This window comes from Cupriavidus sp. 8B (genome assembly GCF_054589115.1).
Window position 1 is genome coordinate 12,836 of the sequence record NZ_BAAILO010000649.1, and the last position, 19,369, is coordinate 32,204.

Genomic DNA, 19,369 nt, shown 5'->3' on the forward strand with positions numbered 1-19,369 from the left:
GCGCGGGCGCCATCCGTGACCTGGCGCAGGCGGTTGCCTTCGTAGAGCGCGACGATGGTGTCGCCGGCGTCGTAGCAGACGCGGCCCAGCGTTTCAAAGAAGCGCACCCACAGCTCGCGGAAATAGCTGATCTGCGAGATGTCGCGCTCGAACACGTTGCGGTTGTCGCGGATCCACTGGCTCTGGAACAAGTCGATCTTGCGTTCCTTGGTGTAGATGCCGTGCTCGGACACCAGCAAGGGGCGTCCCGTGCGGTAGTGCAGCATCGCGCCCAGGAAGCCGGCATAGCCGGTGGACACCGTGTGGTAGACCTTGGCCGGGATCAGCCCTTCGGCAATGCGCGCAAGCTGCCACAAGGGCTTGTGCATGATGCGCACGGTCCAGAAGTAATCCGTGAAGGACGGGTCCGTGCAGTACTGGCGGTACTGCTCGGTGATGGTCCGCCACGCATGGCGGCTGTACAGGAATGCGTCTTCCGACAGGCTGCCGCCATCGGTGAGCTCGGGCATCAGCTCGCGGATCAGCTCGCCGGCTTCCTGCTCGCGCCCGGGCTGGCGCAGCACCTCGTGCAACTGCGCCGAGGCGGCGAAGGTGACGGGGTCGCCGTCGCTGCCCTGCACCAACGGAGGCGGGGGAAAATCGTAGAGGAAATGCGTTTCAAGGTGCACGACGTTGTCGGGCAGCGCGTAGACCATGTCGCCATAGTCTTCGCGGCGGCTGCCGATGAAGACGATGGCGAAGCGGACGTCCGGAAACGCCCGGATCATCTGGTTGACCCAGCTCGACACCCCGCCGCTCACATACGGAAAGGTGCCCTCCAGCAGCAGGGCCACATCGGCCGAGTCGGCCCGGGGCAAAGGGATATCGCTCATGATTGCCAGTAACGCAGCAGCGGCCGTACCAGTGGCAGCGGCGATGGGCTGTCGAATGACAGCAAGATGGCGCGCACGGCGGCGTAGTCGCGCTCCAGATAGGCGGCTTCGGCCAGCAGCGGCAGCGTGCGCTCGCGCGCAAAGCCAAGCAGCTCGGCCCGCTCCAGCCACTCGCGCGCTTGCGCGGGCTCGTTGCGGGTCAGGGCCAGGCGGCCGCGCATGTACCACAGGCCGGCCTGGGCGGCGTCGACCTCCAGCGCGGCGCGCGCATGGCGCTCCACCTGGTCCGCCGTGTAGCGATAGACGTCGCCTTGCACCAGGTTCTGGTAGATCAGTTCCCAGTACAGGTCGGCCAGGCGCTTGTCGATCTCGCCGCGCTCGCGGTCGTCCTGCGCGGCTTCCAGGCGCGGCAGCTCGGCAAGGATATGCTGCGTCAGTTGTTTCTCCGCGCCGTCCAGCATGCCGTAGGCCAGCAGACGCACGTCGTCGGCACTGTCGGCCAGCAGGTCGCGCAGCACCGGGCTGGAGGTGCGCGCCGGCATCGACTGCATGGCCACCAGCGCGGTCATGCGCTCGGGCAACGGCGCACGCGTGTTGCCAAGCTGGGCGCGCAAACGCGCGCCGCCACCATGGGTGACGCGCGAGATCAGGTGCGTGACGAACACCGGCAGCCCGACCAGGCCGATGCCGGCCGTGGGGCGGCGCCCCGGGAAGAAGCGCGCGATCAGCAGGCTGCCGACGCAGACGAGGGCGCCGGCCATCGGCACCAGGAAACAGAACGCGAACAGGTAGCCATAGCTCCACGCGAACGGCACGCGCAAGCGCCGGGGCAGCAGGCGCCACAGCACCATCGCGATCATCGCCGCGGCAATCCCCTGCGCCAGCAGGAAGCTCAGCAGCAACGGGGTGCTGGTACCGGCGCGCGCCAGTAGCGCCAGGGCAGCGATTTGCGCGGCGATGCCGCCGATGCCGAGCTTACCCACGGGCAACCTCGCCTAGTGCCACCGGTACCGGTACCGGCGCCGGTTGAACATCCACATGGCAACGATGCAGCAACCGGATCAGCGGCTGCACCGGCGCGTTGGCAGGCACGGCCAGCGTATGCACGCCGATGCGCGCCGCTTCGAAATCGGTGCCGAACTGGGCCCGCAGCATGTCTTCGATCCGCACCAGGTAGGCCGAGGCCGCCTCGTTGCCCGACAGCGGCATCAAGGTGAGCAGGGCACGCTGGTGCGCGCTGGTCAGCGGCCAGGCCACGTCGAGTGCGCGGCGGCTGCGGATGACCTGGTCGAACAGCGCATCGCGCGATTCGTCGAGATCGAACACCAGCGCCACGATCGTGCTGTCGATGCCGCTGTCGCGGCGCAGGCGGGACAGGCGGGCGTAGTCCAGCGCGAAGTCGTACGGGCAGCCGGGAATCGCGGCCTCGATGGCACGCGTGGACACGGCATGCTCGACGCCATCGGCGTAGTAGCCCATCAGCACCATCAGCAACTGCAGGTTCTCGTAGCTGAGCGACAGGAACGGCATGCGCTCGACCACCAGCAGGCCCACCAGCTTGTCGGCCCCGGACAGCACCGGCGCCACCGCCACATAGCGGGTCTGCGGATGGTCCGGCGACTGGCGCGACAGCCCGCCGGCCTGCAGGTGCGCCAGCTGGCGCGTCTCCAGGCAGTGGCGCACCAGCACATCTTCGGGGTCGAACTCGAATGCCGGGCCGATCTGCGCCGAGGCTGTGGCGGATACGGTCGCGCCATCGACCGCGTAGAGCGCGGCCGCTTCGAGCTGGCACGCCTGCGCCACCACCTGCAGCATGGGGCGCGCGCCAACCAGTACGCCACCCGGTACGGCATCTTCCAGCGTCACCGCACGCATTTGCGACAGCGTGTCGCGCAGCGTGGTGGGCTTGGCCAGCAGGTCGTTCTCCAGTCGCGCATGGGACACGCGCAGCAGGTAGTGGTTCTTGGTCAGCGCCGCGAGGCGCTCTTCCAGGTAGCGGTTGACGGCGCGCGCGCGCGCCAGCCGCGTGCCCCAGACATCGCCGAACTGTCCGGCAACCAGCACCGTGAGCAGCCCGCCCAGGAAGAACAGGCGCGGGAACTCACCCGGCTGCGCACCGATCTGGTGAAAAAAGAACCAGCCGCCCAGCATCATCAGCACGCTGCCCACGCCAATCAGCGTGCCGTAGCGCAGCGCCAGGATGACCGGCAGCAGCCATGCCCAGGGAAAGCCCAGGTCCAGCAGCAGGGGGTTGTTGGGCAGGAGCAGGTATCCCACCCCCATCGCCAGGGCCATCGTCACCACCAGCTCGACCGCAGAGACCGGTCCGCTCGTGGCGGGCGCGAGCAACCGCAAATAGCGGCCGCCCGCGCCGATGCCCTGTCCTTCCCGTATCTTGTCGGCTGTATTGGCCACGATCACGCTCTCCTGCGGTTCAACCCTGGCGCAGCGGCGCCAGCAGGCGGCGCAGCAGCTTTTGCGCGGTACCCGACAGCGACTCACGGCTCCAGCCACTGTCGCTGCCGGTGGCGGACCAGACGGCTTCGCCCGTGCTCACGTCCAGCAGTTGCAGCGAGATGCCCACGGCCGGCTCGCCATCCACACCGACCTTGTAGCGCCATTCCTGCACCGCGCCGGTGAGGGCATAGCGCATCTTCTGGGTACGCGCCCACTCAAGCGCCTTGCCCACCGACTCGCGCTCCGCCGGCTCGAACAGCGTTTCCGGGTTCAGGTTGGCCGGGTAGCGCTTGACGTTGGCGATGCCGCCGGTCTTCAGCAGGCTTTCCGCGATGGCCTCGGCGCGCAGGCCTGCTTGCGGCGTCTCGGTGTAGTTGACGATCGGCAGTATCGCCACCGACTCGCCGGCCGGCAGCGCGGGTGCGCGACCAATATCGGTCACCGCGCATCCGGCCAGCCACAGCGCTGCGCCCAGCGCACCGCACCAGCCCAGCAGTCGTGCTGCGCGGTTCTGCTTCGTGCTAGTTTTTTCCATGACTCTCTCCCCTTCTCGATTGCATACAGTGAACCGGCACGCTCGCGTGCCCGCCCGGATTAAAAAAGCCATCTGTATCGAATACCCACTTCGGTCAGCGGCGTGCCGCCATTGCGCGCCGCGGTTTCGTGCTGCACATACATGGACAGGTGGTCGTTGCCGAACACCTTGCCGGCCACGCCCAGTTGCGCCCGGAAGTTCTGCCCGGCGCGGGTGTCGTGCAGCAGGCCGATTTCGGCAAACGGCCGCCACTTGTGCGTGTAGTCGTCGATCAGCTCGGTGCCGAAGCCGAAGGTCACGCCAGCCTGCGTAAAGCCCTGGGGCATGTAGAACCCCGGCGTGGCTTCATCGTCAGCGGGCACCAGCGTGGCGAGCTTGCTGCTGAGCGTGCCGCCGCGCGCGTTGTAGGTGGCATGGGTGCCGACCAGGCGCACCGTGTAGTCCGGGTAAGCGGTACGGATGCGGTAGCCAAGCTCCAGGTCATACACCAGGCCATGGCCCAGCTGCGAGCCGTCCTGGCCGCGGAAGCGGTCGTACTCGATGCGAGCGCCGGCGAATTCGCGCAGGCTGAAATTGTAGGTCGCGCCCAGGCCGAGCACATCCTTGACGCCTCCGACCCGCAGCGCCGCCGATTCGTCGGCGCTCTGGTTGATGCCGGCCAGCGTGGTGAAACTCAACCGGCTGCTCTCGCGCCACTCGCCGGTGAAGCGCGCGGTGGTCACGCTATCCAGGCCGTCGCGCCGGCCCACGCCGAGGCGCCAGCGCAGGTGCTGGTCGCGGTAGCCGAGCGACAGCTCGCCACGCTTGTCGATTGAGGGCACGCCGGTCAGCTGGGTCTGGTCCACGCTGTGCTGGGTGCGCCAGGCGCCGCGCAGGTTGAGGTCGTAGCCATCCCACAGGCGCACGCCGCCAGCCAGGCTGTAGTCGAAATAGCTCAGCGGGCTCTGGCGCTGGTACGTCACGCGCGGCTCGATGGCTTGCGCATTGAACAGCAGCGTGTCCTGCAGGGTTTCCTGCAGGCTGTCGTCGGTGCGGATGGTCTCCTGCGTCTCAAACGCCAGCGTCTGCGCGGCGCCGAGCCGGTCAAGCTGCACGTTGGCTTCGATCTGGTTGTCCACCGGAATGCGGCCGGCCTGGCGCTCCAGCACGCGGTCGAGCGCAGCCAGGTCCTGGTTGGCCAGCGCCAGCGTGATCTCGGCATAAGCCGGGCGCAGCAACTGGCGGGCATATTGACGCGCCAGCCAGGCACGCGCCAGTTCGTTGGATTCATTCGACAGGGCCCAGGCCAGCGCCACTTCCTTGGCGGCGGAGGAAACCACGGCCTGCTGGCGCACTTCGCGCTGCACCACACCAGGCGTCGTCTTCGGATCGAGCGGCGGCAGTCCGGGGATCTCACCCAGCCGCGAGGCCGGATTGGCGGGACCGGTCCAGTTGGCGGCATTGCTGCCGGCCATCACGGTGCGGTCGCCGCGCAGCATCTCGATCACCAGGCGCCGCGACACATCGCCCGAGGCAAAGATCTGCCCGAGCGCCACGGTCTGGCGGCGCAGCTCGGCCGGGGCGGGGCCGCCCTGCGGGTCTTCTTCTTCCGCGGCCGGATCCATGCTGCGGGGATCCGAGGCGCGGCGCCCGGCCGCGGGCTGGTCCTTGTGCAGGTCGACCCAGGCCTGGCGGCGCAGGCGCCAGCCGGTGCTGGTCTGGCCGATGGCATCGTAGGCATCGGCGGCCAGGCCCAGCCAGAGCGGATCGGCGTTCTTGCCGTCGGCCATCTTGCGCAGGTAATGCAGCGCGGTGCGGCCGTCCTGGAAACGCATGCTGCCGGCGGCAAAGGCGCCCCACAGGTCGGGGTTGCCCTCGGCCTCGCCCTTCAGGCGCAGCATCATGGCGCGCACTTCGGTATCCGAGCCGAGATCGACCAAGGCCCACATCAGCGCGGCCTGCGTCTCGCTGCCGGCGTCGGGCAGAGTGGCGGCGCGGCGCAGGTCGGCGAGCGCCAGCTCGCGCTCGCCACGGGCGCGCTGGTATTCGGCACGCATGGCCAGGAAGCGGCTGGACTGCTCGGCCTGCTTCAACTGGGCAGGGGTCATGCCCTGCAGCAACGTGGCAACGCGGCCGTAAGCACGCGCGCGGGTGTAGTAATTGATGGCGAGCTCGAGCGACACGAGCTTGCCGCCCTTGCGCCAGCTGGCCTCGGCAATGCGCCCGGCGTCGATGGGCGAGCTGTCGTAGAAGTCCATCAGGTTCGAGAAATCCGATTCCTCGGTATCGCGCACTTCGGCCAGGCAGTCATTGCGGCCGGCGCCGGGAGGCATGGCCATGCAGTGGTCGTCATGCGTCTCGGCCATGGCCAGCATCAGTTGCCGGTAGCCTTGCTCGAGCAGGTCGCCGCGCTGGTTCAGGCGCGCCAGCTCGGTCAGGGTGCGCCAGAACTCGATGTCGGTGGAGCGCGCGGTGCGCATGGACGGCACCATGGCCTGCAACGCTTCGGCCAGCTTGCCGCGCACATAGAGCAGATTGGCCTGCTTGAGCGCGTACTGCGGGCGCGGGCCAAAGCGCTGCTGCAATTCGGTGTAGAGCTCGAAGGCGCGGGCATCCTTGCCGGCGCGCTCGGCCAGCTCCGCCTGGCGCTCCATGACCGGGCGCGCGTTCGGGCCGCGGCTCAGGCTTTGCAGGAAGGCCAGGCCTTCCTCGGGCTCGCCCATCCGTTCGTAGGTGGCGACCACCTGGTCGACGGTGGCGAGATCGCCGGTGCCGGCGCGGTGGCGCAGCGCGGCCAGGTAGGCACGATCGTCGTTCAAGCCGGGAGCCAGGCGCAGCACGGCCTTCCAGGCGGTCTCGTCATTGCTGGCCTGGGCATATTCGAGCCAGCTCTTGAGCGCTACCGTGGGCTGGCGATTCCACTCAGCGACCTGGGCCAGGCGTTCGCGCCAGCGCGCCGCGCCGGGCTGGCGCCGCACCGCGGTCTCGGCGACGCGCTGAGCGTCGTCGAGCTTGCCGGCGGCCAGGAATACCTGGAACGCGAGCTCGTAATCGTCGGCATTGAAGGCGCGCTCGGCCGCGGTCGGGGCGCCGGAGGCCGCGGCAGCGGGCGTACCGGCGCCAGCAGTATCCGCCACGCGGCGCAGGTGCGGCATCGCGGCGTTGCCCATGGCGCGGCGCAAGGCCAGGCCACGCGGGCCGTCAAGGAAGATCACGCCCTGCGCGGCCCATGGCTGGGTGGCCGCTACGCGGCGCACTTCGGCCCGTTGCAGCGATGCGCCCTCGGGCGCGGGCTGCAGGCTCGGCGGCAGGCGCAGCAGCCGCTGCACATAGCGCGCGGCCTGCTCGGGGCGGTTGGCGGCCAGCGCCAGCTTGGTCAGGTAACGCAGGACTTCCGCGCTCTCCAGCAGCTTGCCGCCGTGCTGCTCGGCCTGGGCCAGCGCCTTGTCGAGCTCGTTGCCGGACTGCAGCGTCTTGAGCGCGGCCAGGTAGAGGCGGCGCTGCTCGGCCGGATCGGTGGCGCGGGACTGCGCGGCAAACAGCGCGTCGGCCGCCTGCTGGTAGTCGCCGCCTGCGAGCGCCGCTGACGCAGCCTGTGCATTCCAGAGCTCCGCGCGAGCAGGGTCGCTCTTGGCCAGCGCACGGTAGAACGCCTGTGCCGGCTTGAGCGCGTTGATCGAGCGCGCGGTGGTGGCCAGCTCTTCCAGGTCGGCGCGGCCCCACTTCATGGCCGCGGCCTGGTCGAGCATCCCGCCGAGCTTTTCGACGTACTGCTTGCGCTCCGGGGTGTCCGGCAGCGCGGCAAACGCGCGCTGCTGCGTGATCTCGATGCGGGTACGCAGGATCTGGTTAGGCAGCTCGGCGTCGGCGGCATTGGTGTTGGTGTTGCGCACCGGCCCTTGCCGGTTGGCCGCGGAACTGGCCGCATAACGCGCCTCCAGCCGGGACAGCATGGCTTCGGCCTCATCCAGCCGGCCCGTGCGCGCGTATTGCTCGGCCAGCACCGCCATGAAGCCGCTGTCGTCGGGCGTGGCCCGCCACCAGGCTTCCAGGTAGGCCATGCTGAGGCCGTCCACTGCCCGGCCTTCGCCCAGCAGGCGTTCGCGCAAGGTTTCGCGCGGGAACATCAGCGCCAGGCCGATCCCCACCATGGCGGTGAAGGTCAGCACGAACGCTGGCGGCAGGAGCCGCTCGCGCTCAGGCAGCGCAGGTGATTTCGACGCTTTGCTTGGCATTGTTGGGATTGGGAACGGGAGTGGTATCGAAACGCAGCGTGCCGCGCTCCTGCACGCCCTGCACGGGCTTGCCATCGATGGCAATCCGGCAACGGTCCGCGCCTGCGAGGCGGAAAAATGGCTTGAAGTAGCCGCTGAAGTCAAAACGGATGCGCTGTGCGCTGCCCTGTCCGGTGCGCTGCCAGTTGCGCACGAAGCCGCTGGCCTCGGCGATCTCGGGGCCGGCAGGAGCCGCGGCGTTCGGTGCGTTCGGCCCACGCATCACGATGCGCGAGGCGCCATCGGCCAGGTGCACGTAGACGCCACCGCCGGGCGCTGGCGAGGTGCCGGTGACGCCTTGCGAGCCGGCCACGTCGGGCACGTCCGCGCCCGTCCAGCGCACATTGCGCAGGTTGGCGTCGCCGCGCACGATCCAGGAGGCCGGCTGCCCGGCGTCGCCGCCCAGCTCGCGCGCCACCGCCATGCCTTGCCAATCGATCACCTTGCGCACGTAGTCGGTGGCATGCACCGGCATCAGCGGCTGGCTCAGCACGTAGTCATAGACCTTGCGCAGCGCCTTGAGCGAGGCAGCCTTGGTGCCGGAGTAGTTGTGATAGTAGATGTTGACCGACTTGAAGCGATACGGCCGGTCGGTCAGCTCAAAGGTCTCGATCACGCGCTCGAAGCCGTAGTAGGGGCCATGCCAGAGATTCGTGTAGACGTTCTCGTTCTGGTTGGGCGCGAAGATCTGGAAGGTACCGTCGGCCTTGTTCACGCCGATCGGCGAGATCGCGGTCCAGGTCGGGTTGCTGCGCGTGATCAGCGTATCGCCGCCGTTCATGTTGAGCACGCCGGCCTGGTCGGTCAGCTTGATGGCTTCGGCGGGCGGCTGGCAGTCGCCTGACCACAGCAGCATGCTGACCGGCTTGCCAGGGGGCGCCAGGGTACGGTTGATATATTCGATCGAGCCGCCGATCTCGCGCTTGAGGTCCATCGTGTAGCCGGGAATCGCCAGGTGGAAATCGTCGTCGCCTTCGGTGGCTTTCTCCGAGTGCGAGCCGCCGGGCACCGTGCGGCCCCACTCGAAGGGATGCGAGAAGGTGTGGCTCGCCACCTCGACATAGGGCTGCGCAAAGATCCTGCGGGCGATCGGCTCGAGCTGCGCGGTCAGCTTGGGATACATGCCGTCGCTGGCCACCTCGCCCTGGATGATCGACATCGTCATCGGCAGGCGATAGCGGTCCCAGATCTCGCGGAACAAGACTTCACCGGAAAAGCCGCCGCCGGGAATCTCGGCACGCGAGGCAAAGCCGTCGCCGTCCACGTGCACGGTCAGCAGGCGGCGTCCGTTTTCGGTGGTGACGTCCGGCACCGGCATGGTCGGCAGGCGCAGCGCCTCGCGCAGGAAGGACAGCGGCTGCACCACCCAGCGGTCCTGGTCGTTGGCGCTTTGCCGCACCGCGTAGGGCCCAAGCACGTAGCCGCCCCAGGGGGTGATCGCGGCCGCGTCGTAGGTCAGCGTGCCCGAGTGCAGTCGCAGCAGGGAGCGAAAGCCAGGGCCACCGCCCACCTGTACCGGCGCCGCCTGCGTGCGGTCCGGCGCCACCGGCATCTCGAACCCCATCATCGGGTCCTTCGACACCACGTCCGCCTTGACGCCGACCTTGCCCTTGACCGAATTGAGCTGCAGGCTCGATGCCAGCACTCCGTTCATGCGCGCGCCGAAATCGTTCAGGAACACCACCGGCACGCCCTGGTCGATATTGCGCTGCACCCAGCTGAAGAAACGCCCGGGCTGGTCGCGCACGTTGCCAGCCATCCAGATCACCACGCCGGCGTAGCGGTCCGGGCCGATCTCTGGCAGCGGCTGGCTGGCTTCGGCAAAGTCCACGCGATAGCCCAGGTAGTTCAGCGGCATGGAGACGAAGCGCACGCCGGCGGAGTCGTCGATCGACACGCCCGGCTCGCGGTCCTGCACCACCAGCACCCGGCGCGGCATGACCTCGATGTTGCCGATGCCAACCGTCTGCAGGCCGGGGTCGGCGACGTAAGGGATGATGTCCAGCGCACGGATCCGCGCGGCGGTGTCGCGCGCGCACTTGCGCTCGGCGGGCGGGCAGTAATCGATCGAGATCACCGGCAGGCGGTACTGCTCGCGGATCGTGCGGGCCTGGCCGAGCAGCCAGTTGCGATCGGCCTCGCTCACTTCGGTGTAGCGCTTGCCGCCCTGGTCCCAGCCGCGGTACAGCGATTCGAACGCAACCGCGTAGGCCATCTGGTTGACCTGCGGCAGGATCTCGAAACCACGGTTGAAGATCAGCTTGGCCTCTGGATAGCGAGCCTTGATGGCACGGATCACCGCCACCATGCCAGCCTCCTGGCGGGCGCGCTCGGCGTCCGTCTTGGCTTTGAGCTGGTAGGAATCGAGCGTGTCGAGGAAGAAGCCACGAAAGCCGCGCTGCCACAGCGGGGCGATGACCTTATCCACGTAGAAGGCGGGCCAGCCCTCGGCCGCCTGGTCGACCAAGCGGGCGCCCCAGGCATCGTTATTGCCGATCAGCCAGGCCTTGGGAATATCTTTCAGGTAGGAACGCGACGGCGCGACCTCGCCAATGCTGACGTAGGAAAACCATTGCGTATTGGGCGTGGCGGCGGTGTGCGGATCGAAGCCGCTATCGGGCTCGACCACGGCGATATCGAACGCCTGCAGGGAGTCCACCGGCGGCTTGCTGCCGTAGTGGAAGGCAATGTTCGGGGTGCGAGAGCCTGCGGTAGCCAGTGTCTGTGCCTGCGCCTGCGCCGGGCACAGCCAGGCTGCAAACACGGCCAGCAGTGCGCCAAGCCAGGCTCTCATCATCGGCGTGCCCGGGCTTGCTTGACGCAGGCCTGCCACGCGGCGCATGACGCCGTTCAATCGCAACAAACTCACTTGTTGACCCCTATTTTCTTGATATTTTTATATCCCGCCCCGGAAGAGCTCGCTTGTGCTTGCCGCCAACACGCTGGTCGCGCTTGGTGCCGCCATGCGATGCATTCCGGGTATGGCTGTTCCCATCCACTTCTTCCTGCGCTACCCGACATGTCAGGCAGTCCCCCGCAGGCCAAGCTCAAAGTGCATATCTAAGCACTATGGGCGAGAATTCTGAGGCATGTGGGCAATCGTGCATATAGGCATTTAGGACTAGGGAATATGCACTAGTGCAAATGCATGCCGGTGTCACAATGCCTGGCTAGCACCAATTCCCGGGTTTCGATCGCGCGAAGGCCCGCTGATGGAACCCGCCGCACCTGGCCGCGCCAGGTGTTTCAGTGCCGGGCAAGCTGATTGTTGTCTCGGTACTTTCTACATTTTTGTCGTTTTCTTCATCGACAAAGTATCACAGCGCGTGGCGCAAACTCGACGCTGTTGCGACCCGAGGGTACGAAAACAAGGAATCGCGCGATGGCCAGGGCCGGAATACAACGGTCCGCGGCGACCAGCGCCGCAAAATGAATAGTAGATCACGCGCCTCGGACCCAATGTCAACAATTGTCACGCATGGCGGTTACGGGGCAATTCCAGCGCTGCGCTGTGTAGAATTTTTTCAAACAAAAAAACATCTTCACCTCGGCACGAATGGACCGGACAAGCTCCGGCCATACGCCGCATTCGGGAATGTCGCAGGCCACGAGCTGGCTCACGCACGGGCTCCACGCAATACGCAATACGCGCGCGAACCCACCTTCGAAGGCAAACTCCTGCGCAGCGATGCTGCGCCGAACTCGATGGGGATCTCATGCAGTCAGATGCGGGCACTGCCGTGATGGCACTGCTTGTCCTGTTCACCGCCACGCAAATCATCCTCGCGGCCCTGATGCTGGCTTTGCGCCAAAGCGCCGTGGGCCGCGCTTGGGGCGCCGGCCAGGTGCTGGCCTGCGCGGCTGGCCTGTTGGTGATCGACGCGCTCGGTGGGCCAGCCTGGTTCCTGCTGGTGGCGCCTGCCCTGGGCGTGGCCGCCCAGTTGCTGATCCATCGCGGCATATCGCTGACCGGTGACCGCCCTTCGGCACCCGCGCCGCTCACTGCCGGCGTGCTTGCCATCTCTGCCGTGCTGGCCGCCGCCGCGCTGGGCAGCGGCAGCCGCCTGGCCGAAGTCACCGGCTACGTGGTGGCCGCCATCACCGCCGGCTTCACCCTGGCCTGCCTGCTGCGGCGCCCGCTTGCGCTGACCCGCCACAGCCGTCCGCTGGTGCTGGCCGCGTGCGGCCTGCAACTGCTGGCGCAATGCTGCGGCCTGTACGCGGTGCTGGAAGCCGGCGCCCCGGTGCCGGCCCTGAGTGCCGATGCCTTGCTCCAGCTGCGCCTGCTGCCCGCCTTTGTGGCGATCCTCGCTGGCCTGGCGGGCTTCACGCTGATGACCATGGAAGCCCTGCTGGCCGAGCAGGAGAAGCAGGCACGCCTCGATGCATTGACGGGGCTGCTGAACCGCGGCGCCATGGATGGCGCGGCGAAGGTGCTGGCCGCCGAATTCAACCGCCACGGCCATCCGCTGAGCTGCCTGGTGATCGACATCGATCGGTTCAAGCGCATCAACGACAGCAGCGGCCACCGCGCCGGCGACCGCATCCTGCAGCAGATCGGCCGCGTCCTGAAGGAAACGCACCGCGGCGCGGACCTCGCGGGCCGCTACGGCGGTGAGGAGTTCTGCGTGCTTTGCCCCCATACCACCGAAGCCGATGCCATCCTGCTGGCCAACCGCATCCTGCGTGGCATCCGCGCCATCGCATTGCCCCACGAGCTTGGCGGGTTCGCCAGCGCCAGTATCGGCGTGGCGCAGATCCGCGAGCGCGAGGAGGGTGGGTCGGCAAGCTGGGACAAGCTGTTTGGCAGCGCGGACCGCGCCTTGTATGAAGCCAAGCGGCGTGGCCGGGGCCGGGTCGTGCTCGCCTCCGAACTGGAAGCGCTGCCGGCGCATGCGCTCTGCCTGAGCGCGCGCGCCGAGGCCTGCCACTAAGCGCCGGCGCTCGCCAATATGACGGGGAAATCGCATTGTCGATGCGCCGCCCGTTAGAATCCTCCAACGCATGCCTGTCCGGACCCGTTTGCAAGTCCGGTTCGAAACCATTCCTGGAGATCCTAAATGAAGGCCGACAACATCCTGCAAACCATTGGCAATACACCCCATATCCGTGTTCAGCGGCTCTTTGGCGATAGCCATCAGGTCTGGATCAAGTCCGAGCGCGCCAACCCGGGAGGCTCCATCAAGGACCGTATCGCGCTGTCGATGGTCGAGGCAGCCGAGCAATCCGGCGTGCTCAAGCCGGGTGGCACCATCATCGAGCCCACCTCGGGCAATACCGGGATCGGCCTGGCCATGGTGGCGGCGGTCAAGGGCTACAAGCTGGTGCTGGTGATGCCGGACAGCATGTCGGTGGAGCGCCGCCGCCTGATGCTGGCCTACGGCGCCAGTTTCGACCTGACCCCGCGCGAGATGGGCATGAAGGGCGCCATTGCTCGCGCCGAGGAACTGGTGGCGGCCACGCCGGGCGCCTGGATGCCGCAGCAGTTCGAGAATCCCGCCAATATCGACGCCCACGTCAACACCACCGCGCTGGAAATCCTGGCGGACTTCCCGCAGGGCATCGACGCGCTGATCACCGGCGTGGGCACGGGCGGGCATATCACCGGCTGCGCCCGCGTGCTCAAGCAAAAGTGGCCCGCGCTGAAGGTCTACGCCGTCGAGCCCGTGGCCTCGCCGGTCATTTCCGGCGGTGCGCCCGCGCCGCACCCGATCCAGGGCATTGGCGCCGGCTTCATCCCCCGCAACCTGGATACCGCCCTGCTCGATGGCGTGATCCAGGTCGACGCTGAGCCGGCACGCGAAATGGCGCGCCGCGCCGCGCGCGAGGAGGGCATGCTGGTGGGCATTTCGTCGGGCGCCACCCTGGCCGCGATCGCGCGCAAGCTGCCGGACCTGCCGGCCGGCGCCACCGTGCTGGGCTTCAACTACGACACCGGCGAGCGCTATCTCACCGTGGAAGGCTTCCTGCCCGCCTGAGGACACGCAGCATTGCTGGATTCTCTTCGGGCAGCGGGGCGCGCGGTGAACCATACTGGAGATTGACGGGCGGCAAGCGCAGGCAAGCGCGGGCCGCCGAATTTGCCGATATGACGCGCCCGCGGCCCGTCCGCCCCGCGCGGCAGGGCTTGCTACGGCGTTGATACACAAGCTTTGACACAAGGAGAAGGAGCTGAGATGACCATCCCGAGTTATGAAGTCGCCCGACTGGCGTCCCTGGCGGTGCGGCTTGCGCTATCGTCCGGCCTGTCGCACGAAGAGATGCAGGCTGCGCTCAGCCTCGCGGCCACCATGATCGAGCAGGACGAAGGCGCAACGCCCGAAAGCACGGCGGCGGCAAAGGTGCCGCACGCCAAGGTGACACGAACGATCCACTGAAGGCGCGCAGCGCGCCCCCCTCAATCCAGCAAACCCGCCCAATACAGCTCCGCCGCCGCCAGCACCGCCCGCATCTGGGTGGTGTGCGCCAGGCGGAACGCGTCGCCATACACCGTCTGGTCCGGGAATTCGGTGACCAGCGTGAACGGCACGGTTGACCGGGAATCTTCGAAGATCATGCAGGGAATGCCGTTTAGCACCGGAAACGGCACCTCACCGGCGTGGCTGCCCCAGGTCGCCAGCTGGCGGGCATTGAACGCGGCCAGTTCCGGCGAAGCCGCCAGTTGCGCGGTCAGCGCCTGCATGAAAGCCATGCCATCGCGCCCGGCGTGGTGGCGCAAGATCAGGAAAAAGCCCTTGGGAATGGTCCAGGTCTCGAAGCCCGGCGGCACGTAGCCGGTGAGCGGCCGCGTCCATTCGTGGGCGGGGTATCCGTGCAGGCTCATGTGCAACCCGGCGCCGGTGCGCTCGATGGCTTCCAGCCGGGCCGCTTTCTCCACGAAGGGCGGCGCCGTGCGTGCCTCCAGGTCGTCGCCCAATGCGGTGTAGCGCGCGGCATGCGACATATGGCGCGGATTGTCCTCGCGCAACTGCACATGCAAGGCCGCGCCGTCCGGGTTCTCCAAGGCGATCAGGGCAAAGTGCGCCTGCGCACGCTCCTTGAGCGCCTGCGCAGCGCGCAGCGCCCCCACTACGCCGGACGTTTCGTTGGCATGCTGACCGCCGGAAATCACCAGCCCGGGCAGCGAGCCTTCGATGTAGGTGCCGTGGACCACGCGCCCCTGCGTGGAAAGCACGCTGAAGCGCTTGCCGCCCAGGGCATGCATCTCGACGGCCGCCTCCTCCGGCGTCAGGGGCTGCGCGAGCCCGGCAAGCGCACTCGATGACAAAGGGGCCGCAGCCACGCCGGCCGGCGTCGCAGCCGCGACGCGAGGGTGCGGCAGCAATTCCACCCGCACCCGCGTGGCGCCATCCGCGTGGCGCACGTCTGGCACGATCTGGCCGGGCTGCAAGGTGCGATCGCCGCGCGGCAAGCCGGCGCGATCCTGGAAAAACTCCAAAATGGAGAAATACAAGTCCTCGTGCAGGGCCTCGCGCGTACTGATGCATTCGTCCTGGTAGGACAGCCGGCGCTCGATGCCGCCCGTGTCGATGGCGATGCGCAGCACATCGAAATACGGTCCCTGCCGGCCCCAGGCATGGCCGCGGATCGCATCCATGGCCGCGGCGAATGCCAGTTCGTACTCGGTGGCGAGCGGGCCGTCCTCCAGCACGGCGCCATCGCGCCACAGGCGTAGCCACCCGCACGGCGCGCCCGAGGCCGCGAGCGGCACGAATACGCGATGGACAATGCCGTCCAGCTCGACGACATAGTGGCCTTCGTCGTCTCCTTCGCTCAGGCGAAGGCTGCCTTGCGGCAGCATGCCGGCGAGCGGATAGGCTTCCAGCCGGAAGCGCTGCGACTGCCCCGCCGTTGTTGCCGCGGGCAGGCGCACGGAGATTTCGCCCGCGGCGGCGAGGCGGCCGCCATCGTGTTCCAGCGCCAACGCATCGAGGAAGAAGTGCAGCAGCGGCTTGTAAGCGCTGTGGATCGCCGCCTGCACGCCAGCGGCGGCAAGCCGCCGCTCGGCCGCGCGACGCGTTGCGACGTCTTCGAACACCCAGGCTTGCACGCGTACGCCGGGCATCGCCGCAACGCGCTCAATCAGGGTATCCAGTGTGCACGCAATGGAGGTATCGAGCAGGATCGTCATGGCTGGCGTTGGCGCCGCGCGCGGCGGGCTGGGTGTCGGATCCAGCATTATAGGCAGGCTCCCGATTGCCCGTGCGCACCCCCCCGGCCGTCTTGCAAGGCGTCTTCCCGGGCGCGGGCCTCGCGCATTCCAGCAGCTCGTCCAGGCGGCAACGGCGTTCGCTCTCGCTGCCTTCCGCAACGGCGTGCTCCGCATCCCTGAACAATAGGCAGGCTTCGGCCAGCACGCGCTGTTGCAGCGCGGTCTCCAGCAAGACCAGGCGCGGCCGGGTGCGCGGGGAGGCCGCCGACACGTCGACCGCAAGGCAGTGGCCGTGCCGGGCCCGCGGCGGATCGAGCCAGAGCATCTCGTTGCGCTCCAGCCCGAACGCCTGCGCCAGCCGCACGCGCATGCCCATGAGCCGCAAGGCACCCCTCAGGGGCACGCGCATGACGTGGCGCGCCGGCAGGTCCCACTGGCGCTGCGCGGCGGGGCGGGCAGGCTCGATCAGCGTGCGCAGCAGCTCGGCGGCCGCCGCCACGCCATTGCGCCCGCTCCGCCATAGCCACGCGCTGGCCTCCAGCCGGCTGGCCAGATCGGCGCCGCGCTTGCGCCACAGGCGCCGTCCGAACTGGTACTGGGCTTCGGCGTGCCCCAGCGCTGCTGCCCTGCCCAGCGCTTCGTCCGCAAGGCGCACGTCATAGCGAGTGAAATGGCGGTTGCGATAGAGGCAGGCCAGCGCAAAGCATGCCCCGGCATGGCCTTGCGCGGCGGCGCACGACAACCAGCGCTGCGCCCCGGTATGGCTGGGCTTGCCCACGCGGCTCGCGGCGTCCAGCGCGCGAGCCTGGCGATCCAGCTGGCCATGCCAGAGCCCAAGCCGGAATTGCGCCTCGGCCAAACCGGCGCGCGCCGCGCGCTCAAGCAATTCGCGGCCGCGCCGGATCACGTCGGGATGCCGCTCGGCATGGTTGAGCAGTGCGTCGGCTTGCTCAAGCAGCCCGGATGCATCGGTTGGTTCGGGATCCGCCGCGCAGGCATGGATGGACGCGGCTGGCCGGCCAGCGGCCAATCGCGCCAGCCGCGCCAGTTCGTCGGCATTCGTCAGCCCGGCGGGCTGCGCGCGCAGCCAGAGCAGCAGCCGGAAAGCCGCATCGGCGTGGCCGCCATCGGCGAGTTCGCGCAGCCATGCCACCGCCAGCGCGCGATCGGCCTGCGGCCTGGCATCCGGGGCGAGCGCCCATTGCGCATAGCGCCAGCGCGCCACGAGCGAGCCGGCCGCGCCGCCTTGCGCGTAACAGGCCAGCACCAGGTCGGCTTGGGTCGAACGGCGCGCCACCTCCAGCGCAATGCCTTCCCAGATCATCTGCCGCACCGAGGACGCCCCGCCGTGCGCGGCACGTGCCAGCCAGAACAGGGCGCTGTGCTGGTTCGCGGCGGCACCGTCATGGCCGTGCAGATAGGCCTTGCCAAGCGAGATCTGCGCGGCAACGTCGCCGCATCGGGCCCGCTTCATGGCGGCGAGGAATGGGCGAGACGCCATGGCGGTGCATGCCTCCTGCAGGTTGAGCGAGGCCAGGTGCCCGGCCCGGGGAATGAGAGAGGGAAGCCGCCGTGCAGGGTGATCGATGCGTTTGCTGGCTGGCAATGCGTGTGCTGCCGTGCGGATTCGGCCGATGTTATGGCAATCGCCGATTCCCAATCTCTTTATATATGCACTAAAAAAATCAAAAATATTACAAAATCAAGATTACGAGAACCTAAAAATCGTTTTACATTTTACTTATTTCAATTTACGTCCACATAAACATACAGCAAGCAATTGATTTAAAAGGAAAAATAAATAGTCAAAGAGACGTTTCTTATTAACAACACCGATCAGATACTCGCTTCTTTCCCTCCCGCTTCGCCTCACATAATTCCTGCCGAACGCTGGACGTTCCCCGCTTAACCCTTCAAGGAAAATCCATGAAAATCAAGCTATTCGCAGCGGCAGCCGCAGCACTGTTCGCCGCCAGCGCCCAGGCACAATCGAGCGTGACCCTGTATGGCGTGGCAGACGTCGGCATTGAATACCTCTCCAAGGCCAATGGCGCCACCAAGCCGAATAACAGCAATAGCCGGGTGGCCATGCAGTCGGGCAACATGTCCGGCTCGCGCTGGGGCCTGCGCGGCGTGGAAGATCTGGGCGGCGGATTGAAGGCGCTGTTCCAGCTGGAAAGCGGCTTCTCCGTCGACACCGGCGCCGGTAGCCCGGATGGCTTGTTCAACCGGATCGCCACGGTCGGCCTGCAAGGCCAGTTCGGCACCCTGACCCTGGGCCGCCAGAGCACGCCGATGTTTGACTTCGGCCTGCGCTATGACCCGATGTCCATCTCGCCGCGTTACTCCATCAGCGCGATCGACGCCGGCTTCATCAGCCGCGCCAACAACGCGGTCAAGTACGTGGGCAATTTCAATGGCCTCACCGCGTCCGCCATGTACAGCTTCGCCTACGACGACCAGGAAGTCGCGGGCCAGGGCAGCAAGGGCCGCGAGTACGGCGCCAGCCTCGCCTATGCCAGCGGCCCGTTCGATATCGGCGCGATGTACGAGCAGCGCAACACCGGCGAACTCAACGCACGCAGCGCCTCGATCGCCGGCGGCTACAGCTTCGGCCCGGCCAAGGCGTTCCTCGGCTATCGTTACGCTCGCGGCGGCGACTGGACGGTGAGGAACTCCCAGAACCAAGTCACCACCACCATGGCCAAGGTCAGTTCCAACCTGCTCTGGGCCGGCATGGCTTACAACATGACCCCGGCCCTGAAGCTCACCGGCGCCGCCTACTATCAGGACGCCCGTCGTGTCTCGGCCGATCCGTGGCTGTTCGTGTTGTCGAGCGACTACTCCCTGTCCAAGCGCACCGATGTCTACCTGAACCTGGCCTATGCCCGCAATCGCGGCGATTCCGAGCTAGGCCTGAACGGCAATAACAAAGGCCGGCTGACCGGCATCGCGCTCACCAACACCACGTCCGACGGCAACCCGGGCAACAAGAGCCAGTTCGGCGCAGTGGCCGGCATCCGCCACGTGTTCTGATCGCGGCTGTCCCGCGGTAAGCCAGTATTGCGCTGATGGCAAGCCGGCGTCAGTGGCGCCGGTC

The 19,369-nt window shown here is 67.5% G+C and carries 13 protein-coding genes; 5 read left to right on the top strand and 8 right to left on the bottom strand.

Annotated features, from left to right (window positions below):
- From pelF to ACYP5B_RS51840, 6 genes are all read right to left on the bottom strand, one after another.
- Window positions 1–872 (bottom strand): GT4 family glycosyltransferase PelF (pelF, locus tag ACYP5B_RS51815; RefSeq protein WP_459575291.1); only part of this gene is annotated, 872 nt, incomplete at its 3' end.
- A complete protein-coding gene (locus ACYP5B_RS51820; RefSeq protein ID WP_459575292.1) occupies window positions 869–1,855 on the bottom strand; it encodes a tetratricopeptide repeat protein in 987 nt (328 codons plus the stop codon). The genes ACYP5B_RS51820 and pelF, both read right to left, overlap by 4 nt.
- Window positions 1,848–3,293, bottom strand: coding sequence for a PelD GGDEF domain-containing protein (locus ACYP5B_RS51825; protein WP_459575294.1), 1,446 nt, complete (start codon window positions 3,291–3,293; stop codon window positions 1,848–1,850). Before ACYP5B_RS51825 ends, ACYP5B_RS51820 begins: the two co-directional genes overlap by 8 nt.
- Before the next feature lie 13 nt (window positions 3,294–3,306).
- On the bottom strand, window positions 3,307–3,864 hold the full coding sequence (locus tag ACYP5B_RS51830; protein ID WP_318235767.1) for a penicillin-binding protein activator LpoB: 558 nt from the start codon (window positions 3,862–3,864) through the stop codon (window positions 3,307–3,309).
- 59 nt (window positions 3,865–3,923) lie between these two features.
- Window positions 3,924–8,078 (bottom strand): tetratricopeptide repeat protein, encoded by a 4,155-nt coding sequence (locus ACYP5B_RS51835; RefSeq protein WP_459575295.1) that lies wholly within the window; start codon window positions 8,076–8,078, stop codon window positions 3,924–3,926.
- The gene (locus ACYP5B_RS51840; RefSeq protein ID WP_459575316.1) at window positions 8,041–10,959 is read right to left on the bottom strand and encodes a bifunctional glycoside hydrolase 114/ polysaccharide deacetylase family protein; all 2,919 of its coding nucleotides are present in this window, start codon (window positions 10,957–10,959) and stop codon (window positions 8,041–8,043) included. The genes ACYP5B_RS51835 and ACYP5B_RS51840 overlap by 38 nt, the downstream gene beginning before the upstream one ends.
- A 407-nt stretch (window positions 10,960–11,366) precedes the next feature.
- Here ACYP5B_RS51840 and ACYP5B_RS51845 point away from each other — a divergent pair, with 407 nt between their 5' ends.
- The 4 genes from ACYP5B_RS51845 to ACYP5B_RS51860 all read left to right on the top strand — a co-directional run bounded on the left by ACYP5B_RS51845 (window position 11,367) and on the right by ACYP5B_RS51860 (window position 14,494).
- Window positions 11,367–11,861, top strand: coding sequence for a hypothetical protein (locus ACYP5B_RS51845; RefSeq protein WP_400100883.1), 495 nt, complete (start codon window positions 11,367–11,369; stop codon window positions 11,859–11,861).
- The gene (locus ACYP5B_RS51850) at window positions 11,834–13,051 is read left to right on the top strand and encodes a GGDEF domain-containing protein (RefSeq protein ID WP_400100885.1); all 1,218 of its coding nucleotides are present in this window, start codon (window positions 11,834–11,836) and stop codon (window positions 13,049–13,051) included. The genes ACYP5B_RS51845 and ACYP5B_RS51850 overlap by 28 nt, the downstream gene beginning before the upstream one ends.
- Before the next feature lie 126 nt (window positions 13,052–13,177).
- Window positions 13,178–14,095: a cysteine synthase A gene (gene cysK / locus ACYP5B_RS51855; RefSeq protein ID WP_400100887.1), complete on the top strand. Its 918-nt coding sequence runs from the start codon at window positions 13,178–13,180 to the stop codon at window positions 14,093–14,095.
- A gap of 198 nt (window positions 14,096–14,293) precedes the next feature.
- On the top strand, window positions 14,294–14,494 hold the full coding sequence (locus ACYP5B_RS51860; RefSeq protein ID WP_318235771.1) for a hypothetical protein: 201 nt from the start codon (window positions 14,294–14,296) through the stop codon (window positions 14,492–14,494).
- Window positions 14,495–14,514: 20 nt separating this feature from the next.
- On the opposite strand, the gene ACYP5B_RS51865 is transcribed toward ACYP5B_RS51860, so the two are convergent.
- Together ACYP5B_RS51865 and ACYP5B_RS51870 are read right to left on the bottom strand one after the other, a co-directional pair.
- Complete coding sequence (locus tag ACYP5B_RS51865) at window positions 14,515–16,248, bottom strand: M14 family metallopeptidase (protein WP_459575318.1); 1,734 nt, start codon at window positions 16,246–16,248, stop codon at window positions 14,515–14,517.
- Window positions 16,196–17,770 carry a tetratricopeptide repeat protein gene (locus ACYP5B_RS51870; protein WP_459575297.1) on the bottom strand — a complete coding sequence of 525 codons (1,575 nt, stop codon included), beginning with the start codon at window positions 17,768–17,770 and terminating at the stop codon, window positions 16,196–16,198. The genes ACYP5B_RS51865 and ACYP5B_RS51870 overlap by 53 nt, the downstream gene beginning before the upstream one ends.
- 425 nt (window positions 17,771–18,195) lie before the next feature.
- Here ACYP5B_RS51870 and ACYP5B_RS51875 point away from each other — a divergent pair, with 425 nt between their 5' ends.
- Window positions 18,196–19,305 carry a porin gene (locus tag ACYP5B_RS51875; protein WP_459575298.1) on the top strand — a complete coding sequence of 370 codons (1,110 nt, stop codon included), beginning with the start codon at window positions 18,196–18,198 and terminating at the stop codon, window positions 19,303–19,305.
- Window positions 19,306–19,369 lie beyond the last annotated feature (64 nt).

What these genes read in the sequence shown, in the direction of transcription:
- ACYP5B_RS51840 (WP_459575316.1), bottom strand. Translation starts at nt 10,959, where the DNA reads ATGCGCCGCGTGGCAGGCCTGCGTCAAGCAAGCCCGGGCACGCCGATG.
- ACYP5B_RS51860 (WP_318235771.1), top strand. Translation starts at nt 14,294, where the DNA reads ATGACCATCCCGAGTTATGAAGTCGCCCGACTGGCGTCCCTGGCGGTG.
- ACYP5B_RS51850 (WP_400100885.1), top strand. Translation starts at nt 11,834, where the DNA reads ATGCAGTCAGATGCGGGCACTGCCGTGATGGCACTGCTTGTCCTGTTC.
- ACYP5B_RS51830 (WP_318235767.1), bottom strand. Translation starts at nt 3,864, where the DNA reads ATGGAAAAAACTAGCACGAAGCAGAACCGCGCAGCACGACTGCTGGGC.
- ACYP5B_RS51865 (WP_459575318.1), bottom strand. Translation starts at nt 16,248, where the DNA reads ATGACGATCCTGCTCGATACCTCCATTGCGTGCACACTGGATACCCTG.
- cysK (WP_400100887.1), top strand. Translation starts at nt 13,178, where the DNA reads ATGAAGGCCGACAACATCCTGCAAACCATTGGCAATACACCCCATATC.
- ACYP5B_RS51835 (WP_459575295.1), bottom strand. Translation starts at nt 8,078, where the DNA reads ATGCCAAGCAAAGCGTCGAAATCACCTGCGCTGCCTGAGCGCGAGCGG.
- ACYP5B_RS51875 (WP_459575298.1), top strand. Translation starts at nt 18,196, where the DNA reads ATGAAAATCAAGCTATTCGCAGCGGCAGCCGCAGCACTGTTCGCCGCC.
- ACYP5B_RS51870 (WP_459575297.1), bottom strand. Translation starts at nt 17,770, where the DNA reads ATGGCGTCTCGCCCATTCCTCGCCGCCATGAAGCGGGCCCGATGCGGC.